The organism is Flavobacterium sp. JP2137 (assembly GCF_050562195.1).
Lineage (GTDB): Bacteria > Bacteroidota > Bacteroidia > Flavobacteriales > Flavobacteriaceae > Flavobacterium.
On sequence record NZ_CP191647.1, the window covers coordinates 788,718 to 810,171 of the forward strand.

Sequence of the window (21,454 nt, forward strand, 5' to 3'; positions counted from 1 at the left end):
TCTTACGAATATATTCCACCATTAATGTTGATTACTTCACCCGTTATATAACTCGCTTTTTTCGATGCCAAGAAAGCGACCAATTCCGCCACTTCTTCTGCCTCGCCAAAGCGGTTGGCCGGAACGAGTTTAATCAGTTCCCCCTCATCGAGCCCCGCGGTCATCTCTGTTTTGATAAAACCGGGTGCCACGGCATTCACCGTTATATTTCGCTTCGCAACTTCTTGAGCCAAGGCCTTGGTTGCGGCGATTACCGCTCCTTTTGCAGCGGAATAATTCGTTTGTCCTGCGGTTCCCTTTAGTCCGGAAACCGATACCATATTGATAATTCTACCGTAGCGATTTCGAAGCAGCTTTTGTATAAAGAAATTGGTGACGTTAAAAAAACCGTCTAAACTGGTATCGATAACCTGCTTCCAATCGCTGGGTGTCATCCACATAAAAAGACCGTCTCTGGTGATTCCCGCATTATTGACAATGACTTCCACCACCGCTTTCGGATTGGCTTCCGTCCAAGCGGTCAGCACTTGGCTAACCTCGTCGTAATCGCCTACATTAAAGGCGAGTAATTCGCCTGTGGCTCCCAAAGCAATCACTTCCGCCAAGGTATCTTGCGCCGCTTGCAGGTTCGATTGGTAATTGATTAACAAATGATAGTTGTTGTCTTGTGCAAATCTCAAACAAATCGCTTTTCCTATACCCCTAGACCCTCCTGTTACTAACGCACATTTCATGGTAATTATTCCTTATTAGTTTTGTTGTTTCCCTATATTTTATTATACTGCTCTTTGGCAATCGAGACTCCGCTTGCAACTTGTCGCAGCGGTATCATTTAATTTTGCAATAGCTGTGCCAATATTATACAAAAATTAAAAATTAAAAGTACACTTGACGGTATTTTTCCAACATTTAACACTTATCCCCCAGAGCCCCTTGTAATAATCGGTTGGGATATTGCCATACAAACGCAGCTACCGCGGTGCATTGGCCCTAAAAATGGCCGCTGCGGTTCAAAATCTGGAACTGCTCGAAAGCAGCCTGTACGCCTACTTAAGATTCCATCAAATGATCTTTGACGCGCTTGATATACGGATACAACACTTGGTCTTCCGAGAATACCGGTATAATCGCTCGAATCTCGTCGTACCACTTCTTGGTTTCGACCGAAACCCGATTTTGATAACCCAAGGCGTCTAAAGCCTGTGCCAGGGTAATCAGTTCGATGGCCATAACCTCAAAAGCATTTTCGATGACCTTAGCGCAGAGTACGGCAGCATTGGTTCCCATGCTGACGATATCCTGGTTGTCGTTGTTATTCGGAATGCTGTGAATATACATCGAGGTCGATAAGGCCTGGTTTTCTGCTGTAGTAGAGGTGGCGGTAAATTGCGCGCCCTGCATACCAAAATTAAAGCCCAATTTGCCCAAGTTGACAAAAGGGGGTAATATTTCGTTGATCTTTGAATTCAACAGGTAATTTAACTGGCGCTCCGACAACATGGTCAATTTGGTAATCACCAGCTTTAACTTGTCCATTTCCAAGGCGATGTAATCGCCGTGAAAATTCCCGCCGTGATACACCTGTTGGGTTTTGACGTCGACGATGGGATTGTCGTTGGCCGAATTTATCTCCTGTTCCAATATGGTTCCTACCTGATCAATCGTATCCGAAATCGGTCCGAGAATCTGAGGAATACAGCGTATGGAATAATATTCTTGTACCTTATCCTTAAAAATCTTTTCTTGATTTTCGCCGGTATACAGGTGTTCTTCTCTTTTTTTAATCAACTGGCTGCTGCTCAAGTGCTCGCGCATTTTGGCCGCTATGGCCCGTTGTCCAACATGCAATTTGGAATGGTTTAACTCCAGGGAATAATGATCGTCATAAGCGCTAACCAATTCGTTGATACCGCAGGAAATCTTTACCGACCAGTCCAGTAATTTTCCGGCCTGTGTCCAATTGACGATCCCGATACCGGTCATGACCGAAGTACCGTTCATCAGCGAAAGTCCCTCGCGGATTTTAATCTCTATCGGCTGCAAGCCCTCCAATTCAAAAACCCCTTTGGTCGCTCTGCGTTCGCCTTTATAAAACACCTCACCTTCTCCGATCAACACCAAGGCCAAATGGGCTAATTGCACCAAATCGCCGCTGGCACCAACGCCACCATGAGCAAAGATCAACGGGGTTATATCCCTATTGATCAACTCCATCATCAGGTTGAGAACGGTTTTATTGATTCCGGAATAACCGAGTGATAGGCTGTTTAATCGAGCGAGTATGGCCGCCTTTACCTGAATCGGAGTCAAGGGCTGCCCCACACCCGTGGCATGACTTCGAATTAAATTATACTGCAGTTTGATGCAGTCTTCCTCTTCGATTCGATACTGTGCCATGGGACCAAAACCCGTATTGACCCCATAAATAATTTTGTTTTTAGAAAAATCTTTTAAAAACTCGAAACTCTCTTCGACCCTTTCCCAAACACTATCCGAAAGACTAAAAGCGTCTTTATTAAAAATAATTTTGGCAAAATCTTCTAAATTTAAGTATTCGTTTAAAGTATTCATGGGTGCGTTATTTTTAACGATTATAATTCTCTAAATTTATAGCGTAATTTAATTAATGATGGGTTAATATCAATAAATTTGACCCTATAAAAAGATATGCAAATTTAGTATTTTTTAACAATCATCCTAATCATAATATATGACTACAGAAAATGTTGAAATTTTAATCGTCGGTGCCGGCCCATCAGGAAGTGTTGCTGCAGGGTATTTACACCGACAGGGGATCAAGGTTAAGGTGGTTGAGAAAACCAAGTTTCCGCGCATAGTCGTTGGAGAGAGCTTGATTCCTCGGGTAATGGATCACTTTGAAGAGGCGGGCTTGATGCCGGCACTGCAAGCGCAAAACTACGAACAAAAATGGGGTGCCCGCTTTATACGCGGGGAGGAGGTTTGTATTTTTGACTTCAGCGAAAAATTCTCCAAAGGTTGGGACTGGACGTGGCAAGTGCCTCGGGCAGATTTCGATCTTGCGGTAGCCGATGAGTTAATCAATATGGGCATTGATTTGGAATTTGAGTCCGAAGTGATGGCGGTAGAATTTGACGGTACCCAGTCTACGACTACCATCCGCGATAAGGACGGGCAAATCAAAAAAGTACAGGCGCAATTCTTAATCGACGCCAGCGGCTATGGTCGGGTATTGCCTCGATTATTGAACTTGGACGAGCCTTCCAGATTAAATCCACATTCTGCGATTTTCACTCATATTAAGGATATCAATCGCCCCGAGGGTAGAGAGGGGACTTTAATCTCCTTCGACATCTTAGAAACCCAGGTGTGGCTGTGGGTTATCCCGTTTTCCAACGGCAATACCAGCGTGGGAATCGTCGGGCCTACGGTTTTTATCGAACAGCTGTCTTCGGACGCGAGCACGGCTACGGCCTTGCGCAATGCCATCGCGCTGTCCGATTACTACATACAGCGGTTTGGAACCCTGCCGTTTATATTTGAGCCCATTAAATTGTCCAACTATTCCAAGGCGGTTAAACAGATGTATGGCCAGGGATACAGCCTGACGGGCAACAGCTCGGAATTCTTGGATCCGGTGTTTTCGTCTGGGGTTTGTTTTGCTACGGAATCCGGTATGTTATCGGCAAAATTGGCCCTGCGTCAATTGCGTGGCGAAGCGGTCGACTGGGAAGTGGAATACGCCGATTATATGAAGGAGGGCATCGCGGTATTTACCACCTATATCCAAGAGTGGTATACGGGAAATCTGCAGGAATTGTTTTATCACAAACCGGAGAATCCCGATGTCAAAAGCAAGATATGTGCGGTATTGGCCGGTTATGTCTGGGACAAGGAAAACCCCTTTGTACTAAAACACGACAAGGTGATTAAGAACATGGCACACCTGATAAAATTAGAAAAGGAAAATCAAGAGAAATAGACCGCAATAGAGAGAACTACATCAATTCGTTTTTGTAGTTCTTTTTTTTTGAGCCTTATAGAAAATTTCCGGTGTAGATAAGGGATTACTACCCCATTTCCCCACAAATAGGGCGCTCGAATTGCGCTTTAAAATCGGCTGCATCCACCTGCTGCCCCAAGAGGAACATCAATTTGGTAATCGCGGCTTCTGTAGTGATGTCCATACCGGAAATCACGCCGATTTCCTTCATTTCCGTACTGGTTTCATACTGTCCCATGTTGACGCTACCGCCCGAACACTGGGTAACATTGACCACTTTTAAACCCTGATCCATCGCCTGGTGCAAACACGATAAAAACCACTTTTCTGTCGGGGCATTACCCGAGCCGTAGGTTTCCAAAATCAGTCCTTTGAGGTGTGGAATCTTTAAGATGGATTCAAACATCGACTGGTTGATACCCGGAAACAGCTTTAAGATCATCACGCGCGTATCCATTTGTTTGTACACCGCGAGTTTTTTTGTGGGATCGTGCTTTAAAAGCAAGGCTTCATTAATCTTAAAATGCACTCCTGATTCTGCCAAATGTGGTACGTTTGGCGAGGTAAAAGCATTAAATAATTCGGCACTAACCTTGGTGGTTCGATTGCCGCGATACAATTTATATTCAAAATACAGGCACACCTCTTGAAAAAGCGGTACGGAATTGACCTGAAAAGTAGCGACTTGAATCGCTGTAATCAGGTTTTCTTTGGCGTCTGTTCTCAGGTCGCCGATCGGCAATTGAGAGCCGGTTAACACGACTGGTTTTTGGAGATTCTGCAACATAAAACTCAAGGCAGAAGCGGAATAAGACATGGTATCCGATCCGTGAAGAATTACAAAACCGTCGTAGCGGTCGTAATTTTCTTCGATAATCGACACCATACTCACCCAATGCTCTGGGTTCATATCGGAAGAATCGATTGGGGTATCAAAGGAATAGGTAGCAATAGAGCAATCCAACAAGTTCAGTTCGGGAATGCGCTCCAACAATTGGTCAAAATTAAACGCTTTTAAGGCACCGGTAGAAAAGTCTTTGACCATTCCGATGGTGCCACCCGTATAAATCAACAGTATCGCCGGTTTTTTATACATCGATAAATTTTAATTTATTAACAACGGGATTGGCATACATCGCCAAAAAACCGTCTACAATGATTCTATTTCCCTTGTCTACGCGCAATTCCAAACGGCGTTCAAAGAGTTGTTTTTCCTTTTGGGTATAACGCGATTCGAAACGATTGGTTTCGAACATGATGTCGTAAGCGATAAAATTCGTAGGCCACAACTTATAGGTTCTCAAAATGGATTCATCAATAATCTGAGCCACCGCCTGAATTTGCTTGTTGTTATTACAAGAATGGTTTTTCACCTCTTCCAATTCGGCATCGAGCACATCGCCCACGTGTATGTGGATGCGTTTTTTCTGCCCCATAATACCGCTGAGCAAATTGACGAAATCTTCGTTTTTGTCTTTGATATAGGCCTCATCTTTGGCCTTGGCCAACAACTGCGGCATTTTTAAGGCATCTGTCGGATCGTATTCATACGATATGGAAACGGGAACAATTTTAATTTTCTTAAAATAGTCCATCAATTCCGGCTCATCAGACGCCATTCCCAGCATTTTCAAAACCCCTTGGTGGGTAGCATCATTCCCGTCTTTGGTACGGCCTTCACGTTGTGCGATCCATACCGAACGGTTTTCTTTATCTAATAAATAATAAATATACTCGGACATCAACTTAGAACTCACCAGGAGATCCCGCGGCGCTAGTCCTCGTTTTACCAAGAAATTTCTATTGAGTTTGGAAAGTGCTAATAAAAAAGATTTTTGCACCAAATTGTCGCCAACCGCCGAAGAAGTCATGATTAAATCATGGTCTTTCAGGGCTACATTGAGTAACGAGGTATCTAAGATGATATCTCTATGATTGGAGATATACAAATAGGAAGTATCTTTATCTAACTTATCAAAACCCGAAGTGGTTAACCCTTCCGAGCTTTTTTCCAAAACCTTTCTGACAGAATAATATATAAACTGTTCTTGAAAATCCTGAATAGTATGAACGTCTTTAAGACGCTCCATCCATTCGGACTCTGGAGTATCTGGAAAAGTAAATCCCATCAACGCTTTCATCATCGGGTGATTTGCTATACTTTGCAGTACTGCATTCACCTCAACATCATGATAGTGACGAATTGAATCAAACTTTAACATTATAGTGTTTATGTTTTAATAATTGGCAAAAGAACGCAATTTTTAGGCAATTCCTGCGCAAATCTTTGTTAAATACCAAAAACAGCTAATGAATTAGCTGTGGTAATTTGTGCAACTTCCTCTATAGAAACGTTATATAGGTCTGCTATCTTTTGAGCGACATTTATCATATAAGCACTTTCATTTCTCTTTCCCCTAAACGGAACCGGTGCAAGATACGGAGAATCCGTTTCTAGTACGATATGTTCCATCGAAATTTTATCAAGAAATTGATCGATTTTTCCATTTTTAAAGGTCACTACTCCACCGATTCCCAATTTCATCTGTAAATCAATGGCCTGCAAAGCCTGTTGCTCGGTACCGGAAAAACAGTGAAAAATTCCGCGTAAATCCGCAGCTCGCTCGCGTTCCAAAACCTCAAACACCTCGTCAAAAGCATCGCGACAGTGAATGTTAATTGGCAATTGATACTTTTTGGCCAGCTGAATCTGATATTGAAAGGCTTCTTGCTGAATACCCAGGGTGCTCTTATCCCAGTACAGATCTATACCGATCTCTCCCACTGCAACAAAGGGACGTCTGGCCAATTCGGCGGCGACAAAATCCAATTCCTCTCGGTAATTTTCCTTGACACTGGTGGGGTGTAGCCCCATCATCAGATGAACCTGCTGCGGATAATTTGCCTCTAAGGCATACATGGCCTTCGTATAAGAGGTGTCGATGGCAGGGATAAAAAAACGCGAAACGCCCGCATCGATGGCGCTTTGGATGACGCGATCGCGGTCCTCGTCAAAAGCGCTGGAATATAAGTGGGTATGGGTATCCGTTAAAATCATGACTGGGTGGTTTAATTTAAAATGCTCCCGATGGAATTTCCCACAAAATTACCGCAATTAAAGTTTTTAAACTACTTTTGGGTAATGGAAAACCTTCAAGACCTCTTAATAAAAGACGGCTATAGAAAAATATCATTCCGCGTTTCCAAGACGCAGCACCTTTTTCTAAAAGCAAAAATCAACGGTATCAGCGGCGATTTTATCCTAGATACCGGCGCTTCGAGTAGCTGTATTGACTTTATTCATATCGAACACTTTCAGATTTGCGCCACCGATTCCAACACCAAAGCATCCGGTGCTGGTGCCAATGGGATGCTGACCCAGGTTTCGTATAAAAACCACCTTCAGATGGGACGCTGGAAAAAACCGGCTATCGACTTGGTGATACTCGATTTATCCCATGTAAACATAGCCTTAGAACAGTACAAGTCCAAAACCGTTCACGGTATTATAGGCGCAGACATCCTATTAAAAGGAGAGGCGATTATCGATTATAAAAACAGCTATTTGTTTTTAAAATAATTCTTAGCGCTTGTATTCGGCAGCGACTTGCTCGAGTTCGGTATACCACTGTGCACCAAATTTGCGCACCAAGGCTTCTTTGACAAATTTATATACCGGTACTTCCAATTCCTTACCCAAAGAACAGGCGTCGTCACAGATGCTCCACTTGTGGTAATTCACGGCTGAGAAATCGGAAAACTCCCGTACTCGAATGGGGTACAAATGACAGGAAACGGGCTTTTTCCAACTGATTAAGCCCTCGTTATAGGCCTGTTCGATACCGCAAAGTGCTGTATCTTCGTCAAAAATCACATAGGCGCATTCCGCTCCTTGGATCAAAGGCGTTTCAAATCCGCCGTCTTCACCGATTACAGAAGTGCCTTGAGCTTCGATGGCCGCAATGCCCTCGGGACGTAAAAAAGGCTTTACCGTTTGGTAAATATCCTGCATAATCTTCGTTTCATCTTCTTCCAAAGGTGCTCCGGCAGTACCATCCACACAACATTCTCCCTTACATGCCGACAAATTGCACACAAATTCCCGCTCGAACAATTCTTCTGACACAATTGTTTTCCCTAATTGAAACATATATTCTAAATTAAAATGCCTGCAAAAATACAAACTTTATTCGGGCTTTATTTGACCACAGCCCCTAAAAGACACTATTTTAGAATCAATCCAGATCCGCAAACCCTCAAATAAGCCGCTATGCTTTGCTCATCGGTACAAATGACAAACGCCCCACCCTAGCTTCACAGCCCACAACAAGCGCGTTCTTCCCAAAATTTGGGTATCGAAAACCCCTAGGCCAAACGAATTGTTCAAAAAACCTTTATTTTAAAAATAATTTCAGTAATTTGTCCTTTATATACCTTTTCCACGCCATAACCCCTAAAAAAAACTCCAATGGAATTAGACCTTAAAGAAATCATCACCACGGGAATGATTTTATTTGCCGTAATCGATATTTTAGGAGCCATTCCCATCGTGGTGGAATTGCGCAGTCGCGTGGGACATATACAATCTGAAAAAGCTACTATCGTCGCTGCGGTAATCATGATTTCCTTTTTGTTTATCGGGAACGAAATTCTAAACCTCATCGGTATCGATGTAAATTCCTTTGCCGTTGCCGGGGCTTTTGTCTTGTTTTTTCTGGCTTTGGAAATGATTCTCGGCATTCGCTTGTACAAGGACGAGGCACCCAGTACTGCTTCTATAGTGCCGCTAGCCTTTCCACTGATAGCCGGAGCGGGTGTATTGACCACCTTATTATCGCTTAAATCGCAATATCAAAACATCAATATCATCTTGGGAATCCTCCTCAATATGATATTTGTGTATATCGTTTTAAAGATGTCTGGGAAAATAGAAAAGCTCTTGGGCAATACCGGTCTCAGCGTTATTCGCAAAGTTTTCGGTATCATCTTGTTGGCTATTGCTGTTAAATTATTTGCAAGTAATGTTAAAGGCCTAATCAACTAATTTATTTTTAGTACTTTTCGGGTTCTTATACAAATTATTTATTACAATGAAAATTTTTAGTTATATCGCACTACTTGTCGTAGCTGCTTTATTGGTGGTAAATGTGCTTTCGCTAGACTTCGACAATCTGTTTGAGGGCAAGAGCCTTATTGCACTGATTGGCATTATCGCATTGCTTTGTGCCGTTTGCGTAGTTTTGATTTTTAGAACGTCTAAATTAATCGACGAAAAAACAAAATAAGCATGTACGATGCATTGATTATTGGCGGCGGAGCTGCAGGGATTTCCTGTGCCCTAGTCTTGGGGTCTGCTCATGCCAAACCCTTTATGAATGGCAAGAAGATTGCCCTTATCGCCCACCAAAAAGCCTCCATGCTTCAGGACGCGGTTTTCTACAATGCTTATGGGGTTCCCGCTGGCAAATTAGGCGCGGAACTGCTGCAAGAAACCAAGGAGCAATTGCGTACCCACTACCCAGAAATCGAACAGATCGAAGGGGAAAAAGTACAGTCGGTGCTGCGCCAAGGCGCTGGTTTTGTAGTTCAAACCAACAAAAACACTTACGAATCCCTGCTTGTTGTCGTGGCTGTAAACTCGAGTTCGAGCTTTCAAATCGAAGGACTGATGGAATTTACCCAGCCCCACGGCAAGTCTTTGCCGCAAAAGAACAGGATTCAACTGAAAAACGACGACCAGCTCGTGGCCACCAACTTATACGTTGCGGGTACGCTTGCCGGACATCGCAGTCAACTTTCCATAGCTGCTGGTAGCGGTGCCGCCGTAGCGACCGATATTTTAACCCTGTGGAATAACGGTACAGAAACGCACAGTCACGATAGCATCCGATAGGATTTTAGCGCCGAATTCGATAACTCGAAGGACTCAGCGCTAAAATCGGATAGGTTTATGGCTTTTTTGAATCGATAGCCTTAATCATCGGATCTTCTTTTAAAATCCACTGATAGTAATCTTGCTCTCCAAACAGCTGATGCACAAACTCGCCTACTAAAAAGAATTCGATCAAATCCCTTCTCTTATCGAGGTTAAAATTGAGTCCGTTATCGCTTAGATGCTTTTTAAACTGCTTGTAAATTTGTTCTTTTTCCTTGACCTTTTCGCTTAAACGCGTTTGGCTATAACTTTCAAAAGCCGCTCGGTTGGCATCGATTTGTTCAAACACAAAATAACTGACCAAACCGGACCTCATCAACAACAAAACGGCATCGTCGCCGTGCTTTAAGTCCAGGGGCACAAACAAGTCGGGCACTATGCCTCCACCGCCGTATACCACCCGTCCATTGACGGTTTTAAACTGCAAGCTATCGGCTATTTTGATGCTGTCTGCGGCATAGAGTTCGCCGCTTTCGTAGCGCGTAATAAAATCGTTGTTATACTCTTCAAAGCCGTGGTTGTAGGCCTTTTGAATCGACCTGCCCGAAGGGGTGTAGTAGCGCGCCGTAGTGAGTCGCACGGCAGAACCGTCGCCCAACATCAGCTCGCGTTGCACGAGTCCCTTGCCGAATGAACGCCTACCCACTACGGTACCGCGATCGTTATCCTGAATGGCTCCGGCTACGATTTCACTGGCAGAAGCACTGTTTTCGTTGATGAGCACATACAAATCACCCTGTTCGTAAATCCCCCTAGAGGTTGATTTCGACACGGTTGCATTGCCTTTTTTGTTGACCGTTTTTACGATGAGCTGCTTGGCGGGTAAAAATTCGTCGACGATCTTGATCGCCTGATCCATATACCCTCCGCCGTTTTCTCTCAAATCCAAAATCAAACCCGTCATCTTGGCCTCCTTAAGCGCTTTGAGCTCTTCGATAAACTCGGCATAGGTAGACTCGGAAAAGCGGTTGATCTTTATATACCCCATACCGTCGGTTAACTTGAGTCCGACATCCACACTTTTAATGGGAACCATCGAACGGGTAAGCGATACGGTCAAGGCTTGTTTGGTCTTTTTTCGGTAGATCTTGAGCTGTACCTTAGAGCCTTCTTCTCCACGTAAAATCGACACCAAACTGTCGTTGGGTGTTTTTTGTCCGAAGAGCTTTTTGCCGTCGGCATATAAAATGCGGTCTCCGGCCATTAAACCCGCCTTTTCAGAAGGGCCTCCTACCACGGGTTTGATGACGGCCAAACTGTCTTTATAAACGTAGTAGTTAATGCCGATACCGACAAATCCACCCCGCATGGATTCGGAAATGGATTGCATTTCACTGCGGGCAATATATACGGAATGCGGGTCTAGCTGCTCCAAGATGGAGGTGACCGTCATGTCTATAATCGAATCGGTATCCACATCATCGACGTATTCCTGTTCGATAAAGTCGATGAGTTTATTCAACTTGACCTTATTGGCATTTGCCGACAGGCTGCTGGGTTGAAAAGTCGACGATACCACAAACCCTCCCAACAGTATTCCCAAAGACAAGGCAATGGAAACAATCAGTGGCCAAAAAATCTTCTTCATATCAATTAGTTATCTAAATCGGGCAAGTGCATTACCTCTACCCCTGCTTTAATCAAAAAGGAGATTCCTTCGGTATCTTTATAATCGTTTTGATATACCACTCTTTTAATGCCAGACTGATGAATCAGTTTGCTGCAATCTCTACAAGGAGACATCGTGATATACAGGGTGGCATCTTGACAACTTTGGGTGGATCGCGCCACTTTTAAGATGGCATTGGCCTCGGCGTGAAGCACATACCACTTGGTCGACCCGCTTTGGTCTTCACAGCAGTTTTCAAAACCCGAGGGCGTACCGTTGTATCCGTCTGAAATAATCATGCGATCTCTCACGATAATGGCGCCCACTTGCTTGCGGGTACAATAAGACAACTGCCCCCATTCGCGAGCAATTCGCAGATAGGCTTTGTCGTATTTGGCCGTTTTCGTCACGTCTTTATTTTCCATTTTATCCCTTTAAAAATGCCCTTCATTCTACTGGTTAAATCCATGAACCCGACATCTTTAGAAAGTGCAAAAATACACAATCATTTGACTACTTATTCAAGAAAAAATCAGTATTCTAAATTATTTTTATCAACTCTGAAACCAGTACGCCAATCGCTAGAGATGACACGATTAAGCCCCATTCCTTTTGCGTAAAACGCAGTAGGGTTTGCAGGGCATAAGCCACCAAAAAATAAAGGATTGCCACCGTGATGAGCCCGCCCAAATAACCGGTGGAATACCCCAATAGGGCCACAAACTTATAAGAGGCCTGACCGACTATCGGCTTCCAAATATGCGCGTGCAGGATGCTGTCGATAAAACCGAACAAAAAAGCGATGACATAAAATAGGGTATCGCCTTTGTTTCTGTGCTTTTTTCCGCTGCTGAGCAGGCGGTAAAGGCAAAACAAAAACAACAGCAACAACATCGACCAATACGACCACCTAAAGGCTTGGGCATTGATGGTAACCACGTCGAAAAAACTGATGGAAGCATTGAATAGAAACCCCAAGGCAATTAAGGCCAATAGACCCAAAAAGCGCCCCCAGTCTTTCATGACATAGGGCAGCAAGAGCACTGTAGCAAACAAGACGACCAACAAATTGCTTTTTAAAAGAAACTGCTCGAATCCACGAGCGATATAAAAAACCACCTCTAGCATCATTTATTTAAATTAATTAACTCAAATTTACAACTATTATTACTAAATTGAGCCATTATTACACCACTTTAAAAAACGATTCACCTTAAAACAACAACATTATGTCATATACCGATTTATTTGATAGCGGCTTTAAAGACCGAAACAAAGGACACTTCGCCTCTATTGTACGCGTAGCTCTTTCCGATGGTGACATCAGTGAAGAAGAAAAAAAATTCTTAGATGAGTTGGCCATTCGCTTGGACATCTCCGATGAAGAATACGAATTAATCCTGGAAGACCCGACCAAGTTTCCAGTAAACCCACCCTACCTACAGGTCAATCGCTTGGAACGCCTGTACGATTTGGCGCGCATGGTTTATGTGCACCATATCTTGGGTCCTAAACAAAAAGAGGTGTTGCGAAAATTTGCCGTGGCCTTGGGCTTTTCGGGCAATGTGAGCGATATCGTCGATAAGGCGCTTTCCCTATTGGTACTCAATGTCGATAGCGAAACCTTTATCTACGAAATGCAAAATATGGGAAGATAAAAAAAAGGCTGCTTCGGAAACCGAAGCAGCCTTTGTCCTTATAGCAGGACAATATACATTGCGGGACCGCCCTTGGGTGATCTCGTTTTTTATTGGTTTTGACTCATAAAAGCCTCTGCCTTGTCGACCATGTTGATACTTCCGCAAAAGAACGGCACTCTTTGGTGCAATTCGGTTGGGTCGATTTCCATGATTCGCTGAAAACCGTCTGAGGCTTTTCCCCCAGCTTGCTCAACGATAAAGGCCATTGGATTGCATTCGTATAACAAACGCAATTTCCCTTTGGGCGCCTTACTGCTGGTCGGGTAGATATAAATTCCCCCTTTTAGGATGTTTCTATGGATATCCGCTACCAAACTCCCGATATAACGCGAGGTGTACGGTCTGCTGCCCTCTTCTGCCTGACAGTATTTGAGGTAATCCTTTACTCCCTGCGGAAAATGGATATAATTGCCCTCGTTGATTGAGTAGATTTGTCCGTCTTCTGCCACCTTCATATCGGGATGCGACAGATAAAAGGTTCCGATTGCCGGATTTAAGGTAAATCCATTCACACCATGACCGGTGGTATACACCAACATGGTCGAAGAACCGTAGATTACATAACCCGCCGCTACTTGATTTTCACCTTTTTGTAAAAAGTCGGCTATCGTTACCGGAGTACCCACAGGAGTAACTCTTCTATAGATTGAAAAAATCGTTCCTACCGAAACATTGACATCGATATTTGACGAGCCGTCTAAGGGATCCATCAATACGACGTATTTATTGTTGTTGTTTCCATCGCGACCGTTAATCGCAATAAAATCGTCATTTTCTTCCGAGCCAATTCCACAAACAATCTCTCTATTCATCAGGGTTTGAATAAACACTTCATTGGCGTATACATCGAGCTTTTGCTGTTGTTCACCTTGAATATTCTCCTTTCCGAAGGCCCCCGTGATATCTACTAAGCCCGCTTGATTGACCTTGTGACTTACTATTTTTGCCGCCAAACGAATAGAGTTGATCAATCGCGATAACTCACCGGAAGAATACTGAAATTCGTCTTGTTTCCCGATGATGAACTCCCCTAAAGTTTGTGTTCTTTCTATTAACATGAAATATTGAGTGTTTAGTTGTGTAAATTGGCTACAAATATCGTTAATTTTGTGAATTGAACGGCTTATAAAAACCATTATAATTATTTTCAAATGAATATCAGAAAAGCTCAAGAGCGCGATTTGCCTGTCGTATTGGATTTGATTGGCGAATTGGCACGATTTGAAAACGAGGCCGAGGCCGTTGTCGTTAGTTTAGAAGAGCTGCGCCGCGATGGCTTTGGGTCAGACCCGCAGTTTTGGATTATCGTTGCCGAAGTAGACCAGGTGGTGGTCGGCATGGCATTTTATTACTTTCGCTATTCCACTTGGAAGGGCAGGACGATTCACTTGGAAGATTTAATCGTACGGGAATCGCATCGCGGCAGCGGCGTGGGTTATGCCTTGTACAGTGAAGTAATCAAGCGCGGCGCCGAAGAAGGGGTACGCCGCATTGAATGGGCAGTACTGGATTGGAACGAAGCGGCGATTCGCTTTTACGAAAAAACCGGTGCGCAGATATTGCGCGATTGGCACTTGGTACAAATGGACCAACAGGGAATTACAAATTTTATCGCTCGATTATAAATGAAAATCTACAAATTCGGCGGTGCCTCTATCCGAGATGCTGTCAATATCCGAAATGTCGGTCGGGTTTTGCAAACCGTGGGCTATGCCGACTGTTTGATTGTTGCCTCGGCCATGGGCAAAACCACCAACGCCTTGGAGGTGGTGGTCGCCCGCTACTTTAGCGCTCCTGCCTCTTTGGACCAAGCCGTTCAAGAGGTCAAAGACTATCACTTTCAAATTGCATACGACCTGTTTCCACAATCCAAAGCGGGATTGTTTAGCGAAATGCATGCGCTTTTCGAAAAACTCAACCACTTTTTAAGCGCGAACAAGTCGCCCAATTACAATTTTGTATACGATCAAATCGTCGGTTATGGCGAATTACTCTCCACGCTTATACTGCATCACTACCTCGAGAGCTGTGGTATAGATAACCGCTGGACCGACTCGCGACTGTTGGTAAAAACCGACACGACTTATCGCGATGCTCAGGTCGATTGGGAACTGACTCAATCGCAAATACGCTCGGAGATTCGCAGCCAAGTGCTGCATATCACTCAGGGATTTATCGGTTCGGACCCCAACGGTTTTTGCACGACTTTAGGTCGAGAGGGTTCGGACTACAGTGCGGCGATTTTTGCCTTTGCGTTAAATGCCGAGAGCGTGACTATATGGAAGGATGTGCCGGGGGTACTCAATGCCGATCCGCGCTATTTTCCAGAAACGACCTTGCTGGAGCACCTCTCTTATCAAGAAGCGATTGAACTGGCGTTTTACGGCGCCTCTGTCATCCATCCCAAAACGCTGCAACCCCTACAACAAAAGGAAATTCCCCTATACGTTAAATCCTTTATCAATCCGCTATTGCCCGGAACCGAAGTGTCCAAAGGCATGGCTTTAAGCCCGCAAATCCCGTGTTTTATCGTCAAAAAAAATCAGTTGTTGATTTCGCTGTCGTCTTTGGATTTCTCGTTTATTATGGAAGGGCACATCAGCGAAATTTTTAAGTGTTTTCACCAACACCACATTAAGGTACACGTGATTCAGAATTCCGCCATCAGTTTTTCGGTATGCGTGGAAGACCCCTTCCAGCAGTTTGAAGTATTGCGCAGCATCTTGTCCAAACAGTTTAAAGTGAGCTATAACGAAGGGGTATCGCTGTATACGATTCGCCATTTTGAGGAGCAGTCCGCGGAGCGAATTTTACAGGACAAAACCCTTTTGCTCAAACAGGTCAACCGAGAGACCATACAGATGGTGATTAAGGAATAGTTAAAGCAGGCGGAGAAAAGCGCTTTTGAAGAACCTTTTTTCCACAGCTTCAATCATACCAACGTAGTCGCTAAAAAAACAAACAAACCCTTTGCGCTGACTAACACAAAGGGTTTTAAACAGGAATTCTCAAAAAAAGCAATTGGGTTTTATTCGTTTCTACACCTCGGCGCCCAAAAATTACCCCATTTTTATAAAAAACGTTCTGCTCTTCAAACTGCTTACATCAAATTTCCACGTCTATTTTTCCTGTGCTATTTATCGACCCGCTTGGCTTGTTTCGTCTCTTATATTCAATGACCGTTGGTTATCTCTTAACCATATTTCCTCTGCATTTTAACGGCTGGTTATTGCATACAGATTCGCCTACTTCGTTGTGTGTTGGTGCGCATCAATAATTGACTAATGCACTTTAAGCAAAATGCTTTAATGCCTTTTTGAAATTCGATAACCTTTACCCAATTCAAAGCCCATAATTGACCGGCAAAAAAACCATACATACTTTGGACGCGCAAGAACTTCATTTGCCTCAAAGGTTATGCCTAATTATTGGTAATAGAAAAGACGCTTCTCTTTATTACCTATCCTTCCAAAGCTCGGTACGATAAACAGCTCAATTCTCCTAAGTGCACTAGAAAGAAGAAAAATCCCCTAGTTTTTGAATTTCAGCAATTTTTAACTGCACCTGCTATTTTATTCGGTCCCTTACATGACCCCGAAAAAAAGCCGTTTTTTTATTTGATATCGTTGTGTAAACATTTACTTCCAGGGGTGGCAGCGCAAATAACGCTTTCACCTCGATGACTTCAATAATAGGCGAAAAATTTCGCTTCAAAATGTGTTTCTTTTTTTTATATAGAAAAACATAAAACCTTATTTTTTAATCCATTTTATCGGTTTTTCTCCGGCTATCCTTACCCAGTAAACCCCCGGCTGCAACTTGCCGACGTGGATTTGCTGTGTCGCGTCTAAAGTTCCGCTTTGCACGTATTGACCGGCGGTATTAATAATATGATACGCTTGCATTTTTGGGAATTCTCGCGGCCGATTCAAAGCAAGCCAATCTGTTACTGGATTGGGATACAAAGACACCGTACGCACAGAATTAAACGAGGTAGTATTGATATTTTTAGACAAGATATACACCATTTTCTCTGGCGGATAGGAGGTCAATCCCGATTGCTCTTCGGTTAAATCACTTAGCCATTGCGGATCCAGTCCTTCGCCCACAAGCAATTCCATTCGTCTAACTTCCAATGCAGCCCCCTCTAGAATGGGGTCATGAATTACTTCAAATTTCCCTAACAACACATAAAAAAAGGGTTTTCTGATTGTTTCTCCATCATTTTCTTCATGACCCTCGTCGAAAAACAAATTGAAATCGGTAATACTATGAGGACCGTAGCGCACTTCGACTCTATTGTTCTGTTCAAAGAGCCACAGCTGATATGTGAGACGCATGGCCTTGGTATGTGTGCTTAGGATTTCAGAAAAACTAGCGCTGTTATTTACTTCGATTTTAAATATGCGTTCTCCTTCGTTTCCCTCAGTCTTGTATCTCAGTGGAGAAGCCGATGGAAATATCTCGGGAGGCAGCTCATCCTGTACATAATTAACGGGAAAACCGGCATCAATAAGGTTGGAGGAAAGGAAGAAAAACACAAAAAAAACATTTGGATTTGCGGCGGACTCCGCGACTAGGCTACTGCCGTTAAAAACACAGTTCTCGACCTCTTCCCCGTAAAGAGTTAGAGGAAAAGGAATGGGCAAAATAAACCGATTATTGGGTGTCCATCCGCTGCTATTTAATGATGTGGCATTGCTCAAGGCCACATAAGGTTCGGTTGCAACAGTAGCATAAAAAAAGGGTTGTTGTGCTATTAGGCTTACAGACAAAAGAAAGGCTATTCCCGTAATAAAAAATGTTTTATTTAATATTTTAGCTAAAATTAACATTGTTTGTATGGCTATTTAGATTTTTTTTTAAAATTGGAGTAAATAAAAACTCTGTACGGTACCTCCGCCTACACCTAAAAAATGCCTCCAACAAAAGCTGGAGTTTGCACGTGATGGGAATCTACTGTTCAATTTTTAATTATTTGTTGAATCGATTGACCAGGAATGCGAATAAAATAGACTCCGTTTGTCAACGGAGTTAAATCCATAGGCTTTTGAAATTCAACGGTACCCAGCAGAACACGCTGTCCTAAAGCGTTGTATATTTCGTACGGCACTTCCGAGAGTACCCCAGATTGCTTTGGCTGTATTAGCCACAATAAACCGGTAGTGGGATTGGGATAGTAACCATATGCTTGTTTGTCAAACTGCGCTGCTTTTAAATTGGGTCCGAATTCAAATACCACGCCTTTTTTAGGATAAGCGTTAAGTCCAGCTACTTCTTGGTAATCATCCTCGACCATAAAAGGGCTGTTCTCGCTTCCGGAGAGATGTTCGTGGTGAACAATATTCCAAAATATTCGTCCCAAATCTTCGTCTAGCTCACCGACAAATCGATTGAATCCTACAGTATAGTAAGGAGCAAGTGGTTCACCGAATTCAGCTTGGTTAAAAAATAGGTCGAAGTTGGTCATGCTGTTTTCTCCGAATCGGATTGTCAAACTTCTTTTTGCCTCATACAACCAAATTTGGTAATTGATGCGCATCAAATTGGAATTGAGAAAATCGAGTTCCTCTGTACTTGCCGCATTATTGGTTTCGAACTTGAGAATTCGATTCCCTTGTTGACCTTCCACTTTATATTTAAAAGGCGATTGAGTTGGACTACCCATAATTGGCGCTCCGCCGCCCTCAACATATCCGGCATCGATGAGATATGCGGTTTGTGCACTTAGGCGAAAGCCCAGAAATTCATCGTCTTTGGCTATGGCAAAGAGATCTCCGTTGGTAAACCAGAGCTGATCTACTTCGCGGTCAAAAAAATAGACGGAGAATGGTAAAGGGATTCTAAAATCGTTGTAATACTGGCGTACAACCACATTTAATTCCTCGGCATTTTCCAAAGGTACATACGGTTCCTCATAACGCGTCACTTGATAGGATTGTGCCTTCATGCTACTGCAGCTAATTGCCGTGATTAAGACCAATAATGTTGTTTTTGATAGTAATTTTGTTTTCATTTAGTAGTTTGTTTTAAGTTTTCGTGTACAAAAAAAGTAAAAAGTATCTGCTGAAAGTACGATTTCGCTCGTCGACAAACCTTCTATAAGCGCATTTTTAAAAGTAATTATTGGGCTGGCTGTCATTGATTTAACTTCCCTTATAAATTTGTTAAAACAGCTGCCTACAGCAAGTTGAGCAGTGGTCTATTGATATAAAATTATGGAAATGTCTCGAAAAGTCATTTGCACCCTAAGAAATTTCATTTGTATTAAAAAAAACTAAAACACAGGTAATGTGCAACTTACAAATTAGTTTTAGTAATTGATTTGTACTCTTATTTATTGACCTTGTATGCTTAGGTATTTGACCACGACTATCTCCGCTGCATTCTAAAGCGTGTTCGCTGAACGATTCTTTGAATGGACAACTCGCCGAGGAAACTATTGGCTTATTCTATGGTCTTGAACCGACCACTCAAAATACAGCAAGAGCCAATAAAATGTTGCCGAAGAGGGAATTTTGGCGCAATAATTAGTTCTGGGAAAAATTCGGTTGTTGCTTAAGGAAAGTAACTACGGTCTGATTTTCGGGTATACTTAACTTTCTGCGAATTTCAGAATTTCTGCGATAAACCGTGTGAATGCTTAAATGCAATAACTCGGCTATTTCCTGCAAAGTAAAGCCTCCCTTTTGCAGCAAAATCACTTGTATTTCGCGAGGGAGCAGCGTTTTGGACCGCAGTAGCAACTGCTGCTTAAATTCGGGATATACCGAGTGTACCAGCTCTTCAAACACCTGCCAATCAAATTGAAATGCATCGGTAGAATCGTGTACAATCAAGTTGTAATCAGCCAATAGTTTGTCGTGTTTTGGCGACTTGGGAAACAGGGTGAGCACAATCATTTTTCGATAAATCTTTAACTGCTTAACGGAAGACTGTTCGTAGTTCTTTAAGGCTTTATCCTTTTTCTTAAGGAGTTTATCCATTTCGAGAAGGCGCGCCTTATTCCATATCACCTTTGTGCCTACAAAGAGGAGCGCAACAAGGAGTAACCACGCAAGCAGTGCTCGCGTTAAAAGTCGATTTCGATGTTTTAGATAGGCTATTTCGCCCGACTTCGTTCTTGCTTCCCATTGTTTATTTACGTCAAAGGTAAGCAAACTGTTAAAGCGTTCTTTTTCATAGATGGAATCGGAGGCCGAGGCATACCACCGATACTCTTCAAAGTAGCTTTTCACGGGCTGACGGAGCGCTTCAGCTGGAGCGAGAGAACCAAAGGCGGCGCTGATCAGGGCGGTGTCGCGGTTTTGCGCCGCGGCCAAAAAGGCTTTATAATTGTATAAATTTGCGGAATCGGGCTGTTGTAAATCTTCGAATATCTCTGCGAGTATCAACAGGTATAGGGCCTTGAGCTTGCCATTTTCGTCGACTGTCATTGCTCGTCTCATGTCTTGTTGCGCCTTTTTATTACGGCCGATTTTCAGGTACGTCAGGGCGCGGTCTTTATAGATATCCGCGCGTAGATTGGGCTTTTCCTGGGGGATTTGATTCAGGGCTTTGTGGTAATCCAGCAGGGCTTTGTCGATCTGCTCGGTAGCGACATAGCAGTCGGCCCGCTTTCGAAGGGCATTGATTTGGTAATAGAGGTCGTTGGCTTTTTGCGCCCATTCGCCGGAGTAGGTAAACCACTTGATCGCCTGCTCGTAATCGCGTTCGCCTTGGTATACTTCGGCCAGTTCACTGGCGCTGCGTCCGGCGAGTTTGTAGTTTTGCGTCGACAGTCCAATCGCCGCGGCTTGATCGTAATAGCGCTTGGCCAATGTCCAGTCTTCGCGGGCTTCGAAAACGCGACCGGCGTATAAGCTGGCGCGTCCTCGTTCGGCCTGATTGTCCGTTGCGGTATAGTACTCCAGCGCTTTTAGAATTAGGGTATCGCCGCGGAGTGAACGGTTGCGCTTCTGGTGCATACGCGCGGTAAGCAGGGTCCAGCGCGCCATACTTTCGGAGGGCTGGGCATCGGATAGGACGACGCTGTCTAGATATGCCTGCGCCGAATCGGGCGCGGTATAAAAACACGCTTCTGCCATATTGAGATAATGTTGATTTTGGGTATCCCCACACGAGATGACCAGTACCAATAAAAACAAACACCCGTACACTCTTTTTTTCATCGCCCTTTGCCTTTAAGCAGCCTGCTTCTTTTAACAAAGCACACCATTTACCGCTCT

Annotated in this window: 21 protein-coding genes; 8 read left to right on the plus strand and 13 right to left on the minus strand. The window is 43.5% G+C overall.

Annotated features, from left to right (window positions below):
- Positions 1 to 2: 2 nt before the first annotated feature.
- Positions 3 to 734, minus strand: coding sequence for a 3-oxoacyl-ACP reductase FabG (gene fabG / locus ACQZ43_RS03510; protein ID WP_430614493.1), 732 nt, complete (start codon positions 732 to 734; stop codon positions 3 to 5).
- A 316-nt stretch (positions 735 to 1,050) separates the two neighbouring features.
- Positions 1,051 to 2,571 (minus strand): HAL/PAL/TAL family ammonia-lyase, encoded by a 1,521-nt coding sequence (locus tag ACQZ43_RS03515; protein WP_430614495.1) that lies wholly within the window; start codon positions 2,569 to 2,571, stop codon positions 1,051 to 1,053.
- 139 nt (positions 2,572 to 2,710) lie between these two features.
- Between ACQZ43_RS03515 and ACQZ43_RS03520 the strand changes: the two genes are divergently transcribed.
- A complete protein-coding gene (locus ACQZ43_RS03520) occupies positions 2,711 to 3,961 on the plus strand; it encodes an NAD(P)/FAD-dependent oxidoreductase (RefSeq protein ID WP_430614497.1) in 1,251 nt (416 codons plus the stop codon).
- Positions 3,962 to 4,049: 88 nt separating this feature from the next.
- Here ACQZ43_RS03520 and ACQZ43_RS03525 read toward each other — a convergent pair whose 3' ends face one another.
- The 3 genes from ACQZ43_RS03525 to ACQZ43_RS03535 form a co-directional block, all read right to left on the minus strand.
- The gene (locus ACQZ43_RS03525; protein WP_430614498.1) at positions 4,050 to 5,078 is read right to left on the minus strand and encodes an asparaginase; all 1,029 of its coding nucleotides are present in this window, start codon (positions 5,076 to 5,078) and stop codon (positions 4,050 to 4,052) included.
- Positions 5,071 to 6,204 carry a 1-acyl-sn-glycerol-3-phosphate acyltransferase gene (locus tag ACQZ43_RS03530; RefSeq protein ID WP_430614499.1) on the minus strand — a complete coding sequence of 378 codons (1,134 nt, stop codon included), beginning with the start codon at positions 6,202 to 6,204 and terminating at the stop codon, positions 5,071 to 5,073. The genes ACQZ43_RS03525 and ACQZ43_RS03530 overlap by 8 nt, the downstream gene beginning before the upstream one ends.
- A gap of 68 nt (positions 6,205 to 6,272) precedes the next feature.
- Positions 6,273 to 7,040 (minus strand): TatD family hydrolase, encoded by a 768-nt coding sequence (locus tag ACQZ43_RS03535; RefSeq protein ID WP_430614501.1) that lies wholly within the window; start codon positions 7,038 to 7,040, stop codon positions 6,273 to 6,275.
- 84 nt (positions 7,041 to 7,124) lie between these two features.
- Between ACQZ43_RS03535 and ACQZ43_RS03540 the strand changes: the two genes are divergently transcribed.
- Entirely contained in the window at positions 7,125 to 7,562 is a 438-nt protein-coding gene (locus ACQZ43_RS03540) for a retropepsin-like aspartic protease (RefSeq protein WP_430615581.1), read from the plus strand.
- Positions 7,563 to 7,565: 3 nt separating this feature from the next.
- On the opposite strand, the gene ACQZ43_RS03545 is transcribed toward ACQZ43_RS03540, so the two are convergent.
- Positions 7,566 to 8,132 (minus strand): DUF3109 family protein, encoded by a 567-nt coding sequence (locus tag ACQZ43_RS03545; protein WP_430614502.1) that lies wholly within the window; start codon positions 8,130 to 8,132, stop codon positions 7,566 to 7,568.
- A 318-nt stretch (positions 8,133 to 8,450) separates the two neighbouring features.
- Here ACQZ43_RS03545 and ACQZ43_RS03550 point away from each other — a divergent pair, with 318 nt between their 5' ends.
- The 3 genes from ACQZ43_RS03550 to ACQZ43_RS03560 are packed head-to-tail and all read left to right on the plus strand — an operon-like array spanning position 8,451 to position 9,875.
- A complete protein-coding gene (locus ACQZ43_RS03550) occupies positions 8,451 to 9,026 on the plus strand; it encodes a MarC family protein (protein ID WP_430614504.1) in 576 nt (191 codons plus the stop codon).
- A gap of 46 nt (positions 9,027 to 9,072) precedes the next feature.
- A complete protein-coding gene (locus ACQZ43_RS03555; RefSeq protein ID WP_430614505.1) occupies positions 9,073 to 9,267 on the plus strand; it encodes a hypothetical protein in 195 nt (64 codons plus the stop codon).
- Between the two features lie 2 nt (positions 9,268 to 9,269).
- A complete protein-coding gene (locus ACQZ43_RS03560) occupies positions 9,270 to 9,875 on the plus strand; it encodes an FAD-dependent oxidoreductase (RefSeq protein WP_430614506.1) in 606 nt (201 codons plus the stop codon).
- Between the two features lie 55 nt (positions 9,876 to 9,930).
- Here the strand turns inward: ACQZ43_RS03560 and ACQZ43_RS03565 are convergent, their stop codons facing one another.
- From ACQZ43_RS03565 to ACQZ43_RS03575, 3 genes are all read right to left on the minus strand, one after another.
- Positions 9,931 to 11,505, minus strand: a complete 1,575-nt coding sequence (locus ACQZ43_RS03565) for a S41 family peptidase (protein ID WP_430614507.1) — start codon at positions 11,503 to 11,505, stop codon at positions 9,931 to 9,933.
- 5 nt (positions 11,506 to 11,510) lie between these two features.
- The gene (locus ACQZ43_RS03570; RefSeq protein WP_430614508.1) at positions 11,511 to 11,951 is read right to left on the minus strand and encodes a deoxycytidylate deaminase; all 441 of its coding nucleotides are present in this window, start codon (positions 11,949 to 11,951) and stop codon (positions 11,511 to 11,513) included.
- Between the two features lie 115 nt (positions 11,952 to 12,066).
- A complete protein-coding gene (locus tag ACQZ43_RS03575) occupies positions 12,067 to 12,657 on the minus strand; it encodes a hypothetical protein (RefSeq protein ID WP_430614509.1) in 591 nt (196 codons plus the stop codon).
- A gap of 98 nt (positions 12,658 to 12,755) precedes the next feature.
- On the opposite strand from ACQZ43_RS03575, the gene ACQZ43_RS03580 reads away from it, so the two are divergent.
- A complete protein-coding gene (locus ACQZ43_RS03580; protein ID WP_430614510.1) occupies positions 12,756 to 13,184 on the plus strand; it encodes a TerB family tellurite resistance protein in 429 nt (142 codons plus the stop codon).
- An 89-nt stretch (positions 13,185 to 13,273) separates the two neighbouring features.
- Here the strand turns inward: ACQZ43_RS03580 and fbp are convergent, their stop codons facing one another.
- A complete protein-coding gene (gene fbp, locus ACQZ43_RS03585; protein WP_430614511.1) occupies positions 13,274 to 14,284 on the minus strand; it encodes a class 1 fructose-bisphosphatase in 1,011 nt (336 codons plus the stop codon).
- Between the two features lie 93 nt (positions 14,285 to 14,377).
- On the opposite strand from fbp, the gene ACQZ43_RS03590 reads away from it, so the two are divergent.
- On the plus strand, positions 14,378 to 14,851 hold the full coding sequence (locus ACQZ43_RS03590) for an N-acetyltransferase family protein (protein WP_430614513.1): 474 nt from the start codon (positions 14,378 to 14,380) through the stop codon (positions 14,849 to 14,851).
- A complete protein-coding gene (locus tag ACQZ43_RS03595) occupies positions 14,852 to 16,105 on the plus strand; it encodes an aspartate kinase (RefSeq protein ID WP_430614515.1) in 1,254 nt (417 codons plus the stop codon).
- Positions 16,106 to 16,978: 873 nt separating this feature from the next.
- Here the strand turns inward: ACQZ43_RS03595 and ACQZ43_RS03600 are convergent.
- The 3 genes from ACQZ43_RS03600 to ACQZ43_RS03610 all read right to left on the minus strand — a co-directional run bounded on the left by ACQZ43_RS03600 (position 16,979) and on the right by ACQZ43_RS03610 (position 21,397).
- Positions 16,979 to 18,061 (minus strand): T9SS type A sorting domain-containing protein, encoded by a 1,083-nt coding sequence (locus ACQZ43_RS03600; RefSeq protein WP_430614516.1) that lies wholly within the window; start codon positions 18,059 to 18,061, stop codon positions 16,979 to 16,981.
- Between the two features lie 128 nt (positions 18,062 to 18,189).
- A complete protein-coding gene (locus ACQZ43_RS03605) occupies positions 18,190 to 19,242 on the minus strand; it encodes a T9SS type A sorting domain-containing protein (RefSeq protein WP_430614517.1) in 1,053 nt (350 codons plus the stop codon).
- 514 nt (positions 19,243 to 19,756) lie between these two features.
- The gene (locus ACQZ43_RS03610; RefSeq protein ID WP_430614518.1) at positions 19,757 to 21,397 is read right to left on the minus strand and encodes a tetratricopeptide repeat protein; all 1,641 of its coding nucleotides are present in this window, start codon (positions 21,395 to 21,397) and stop codon (positions 19,757 to 19,759) included.
- Positions 21,398 to 21,454: the final 57 nt, after the last annotated feature.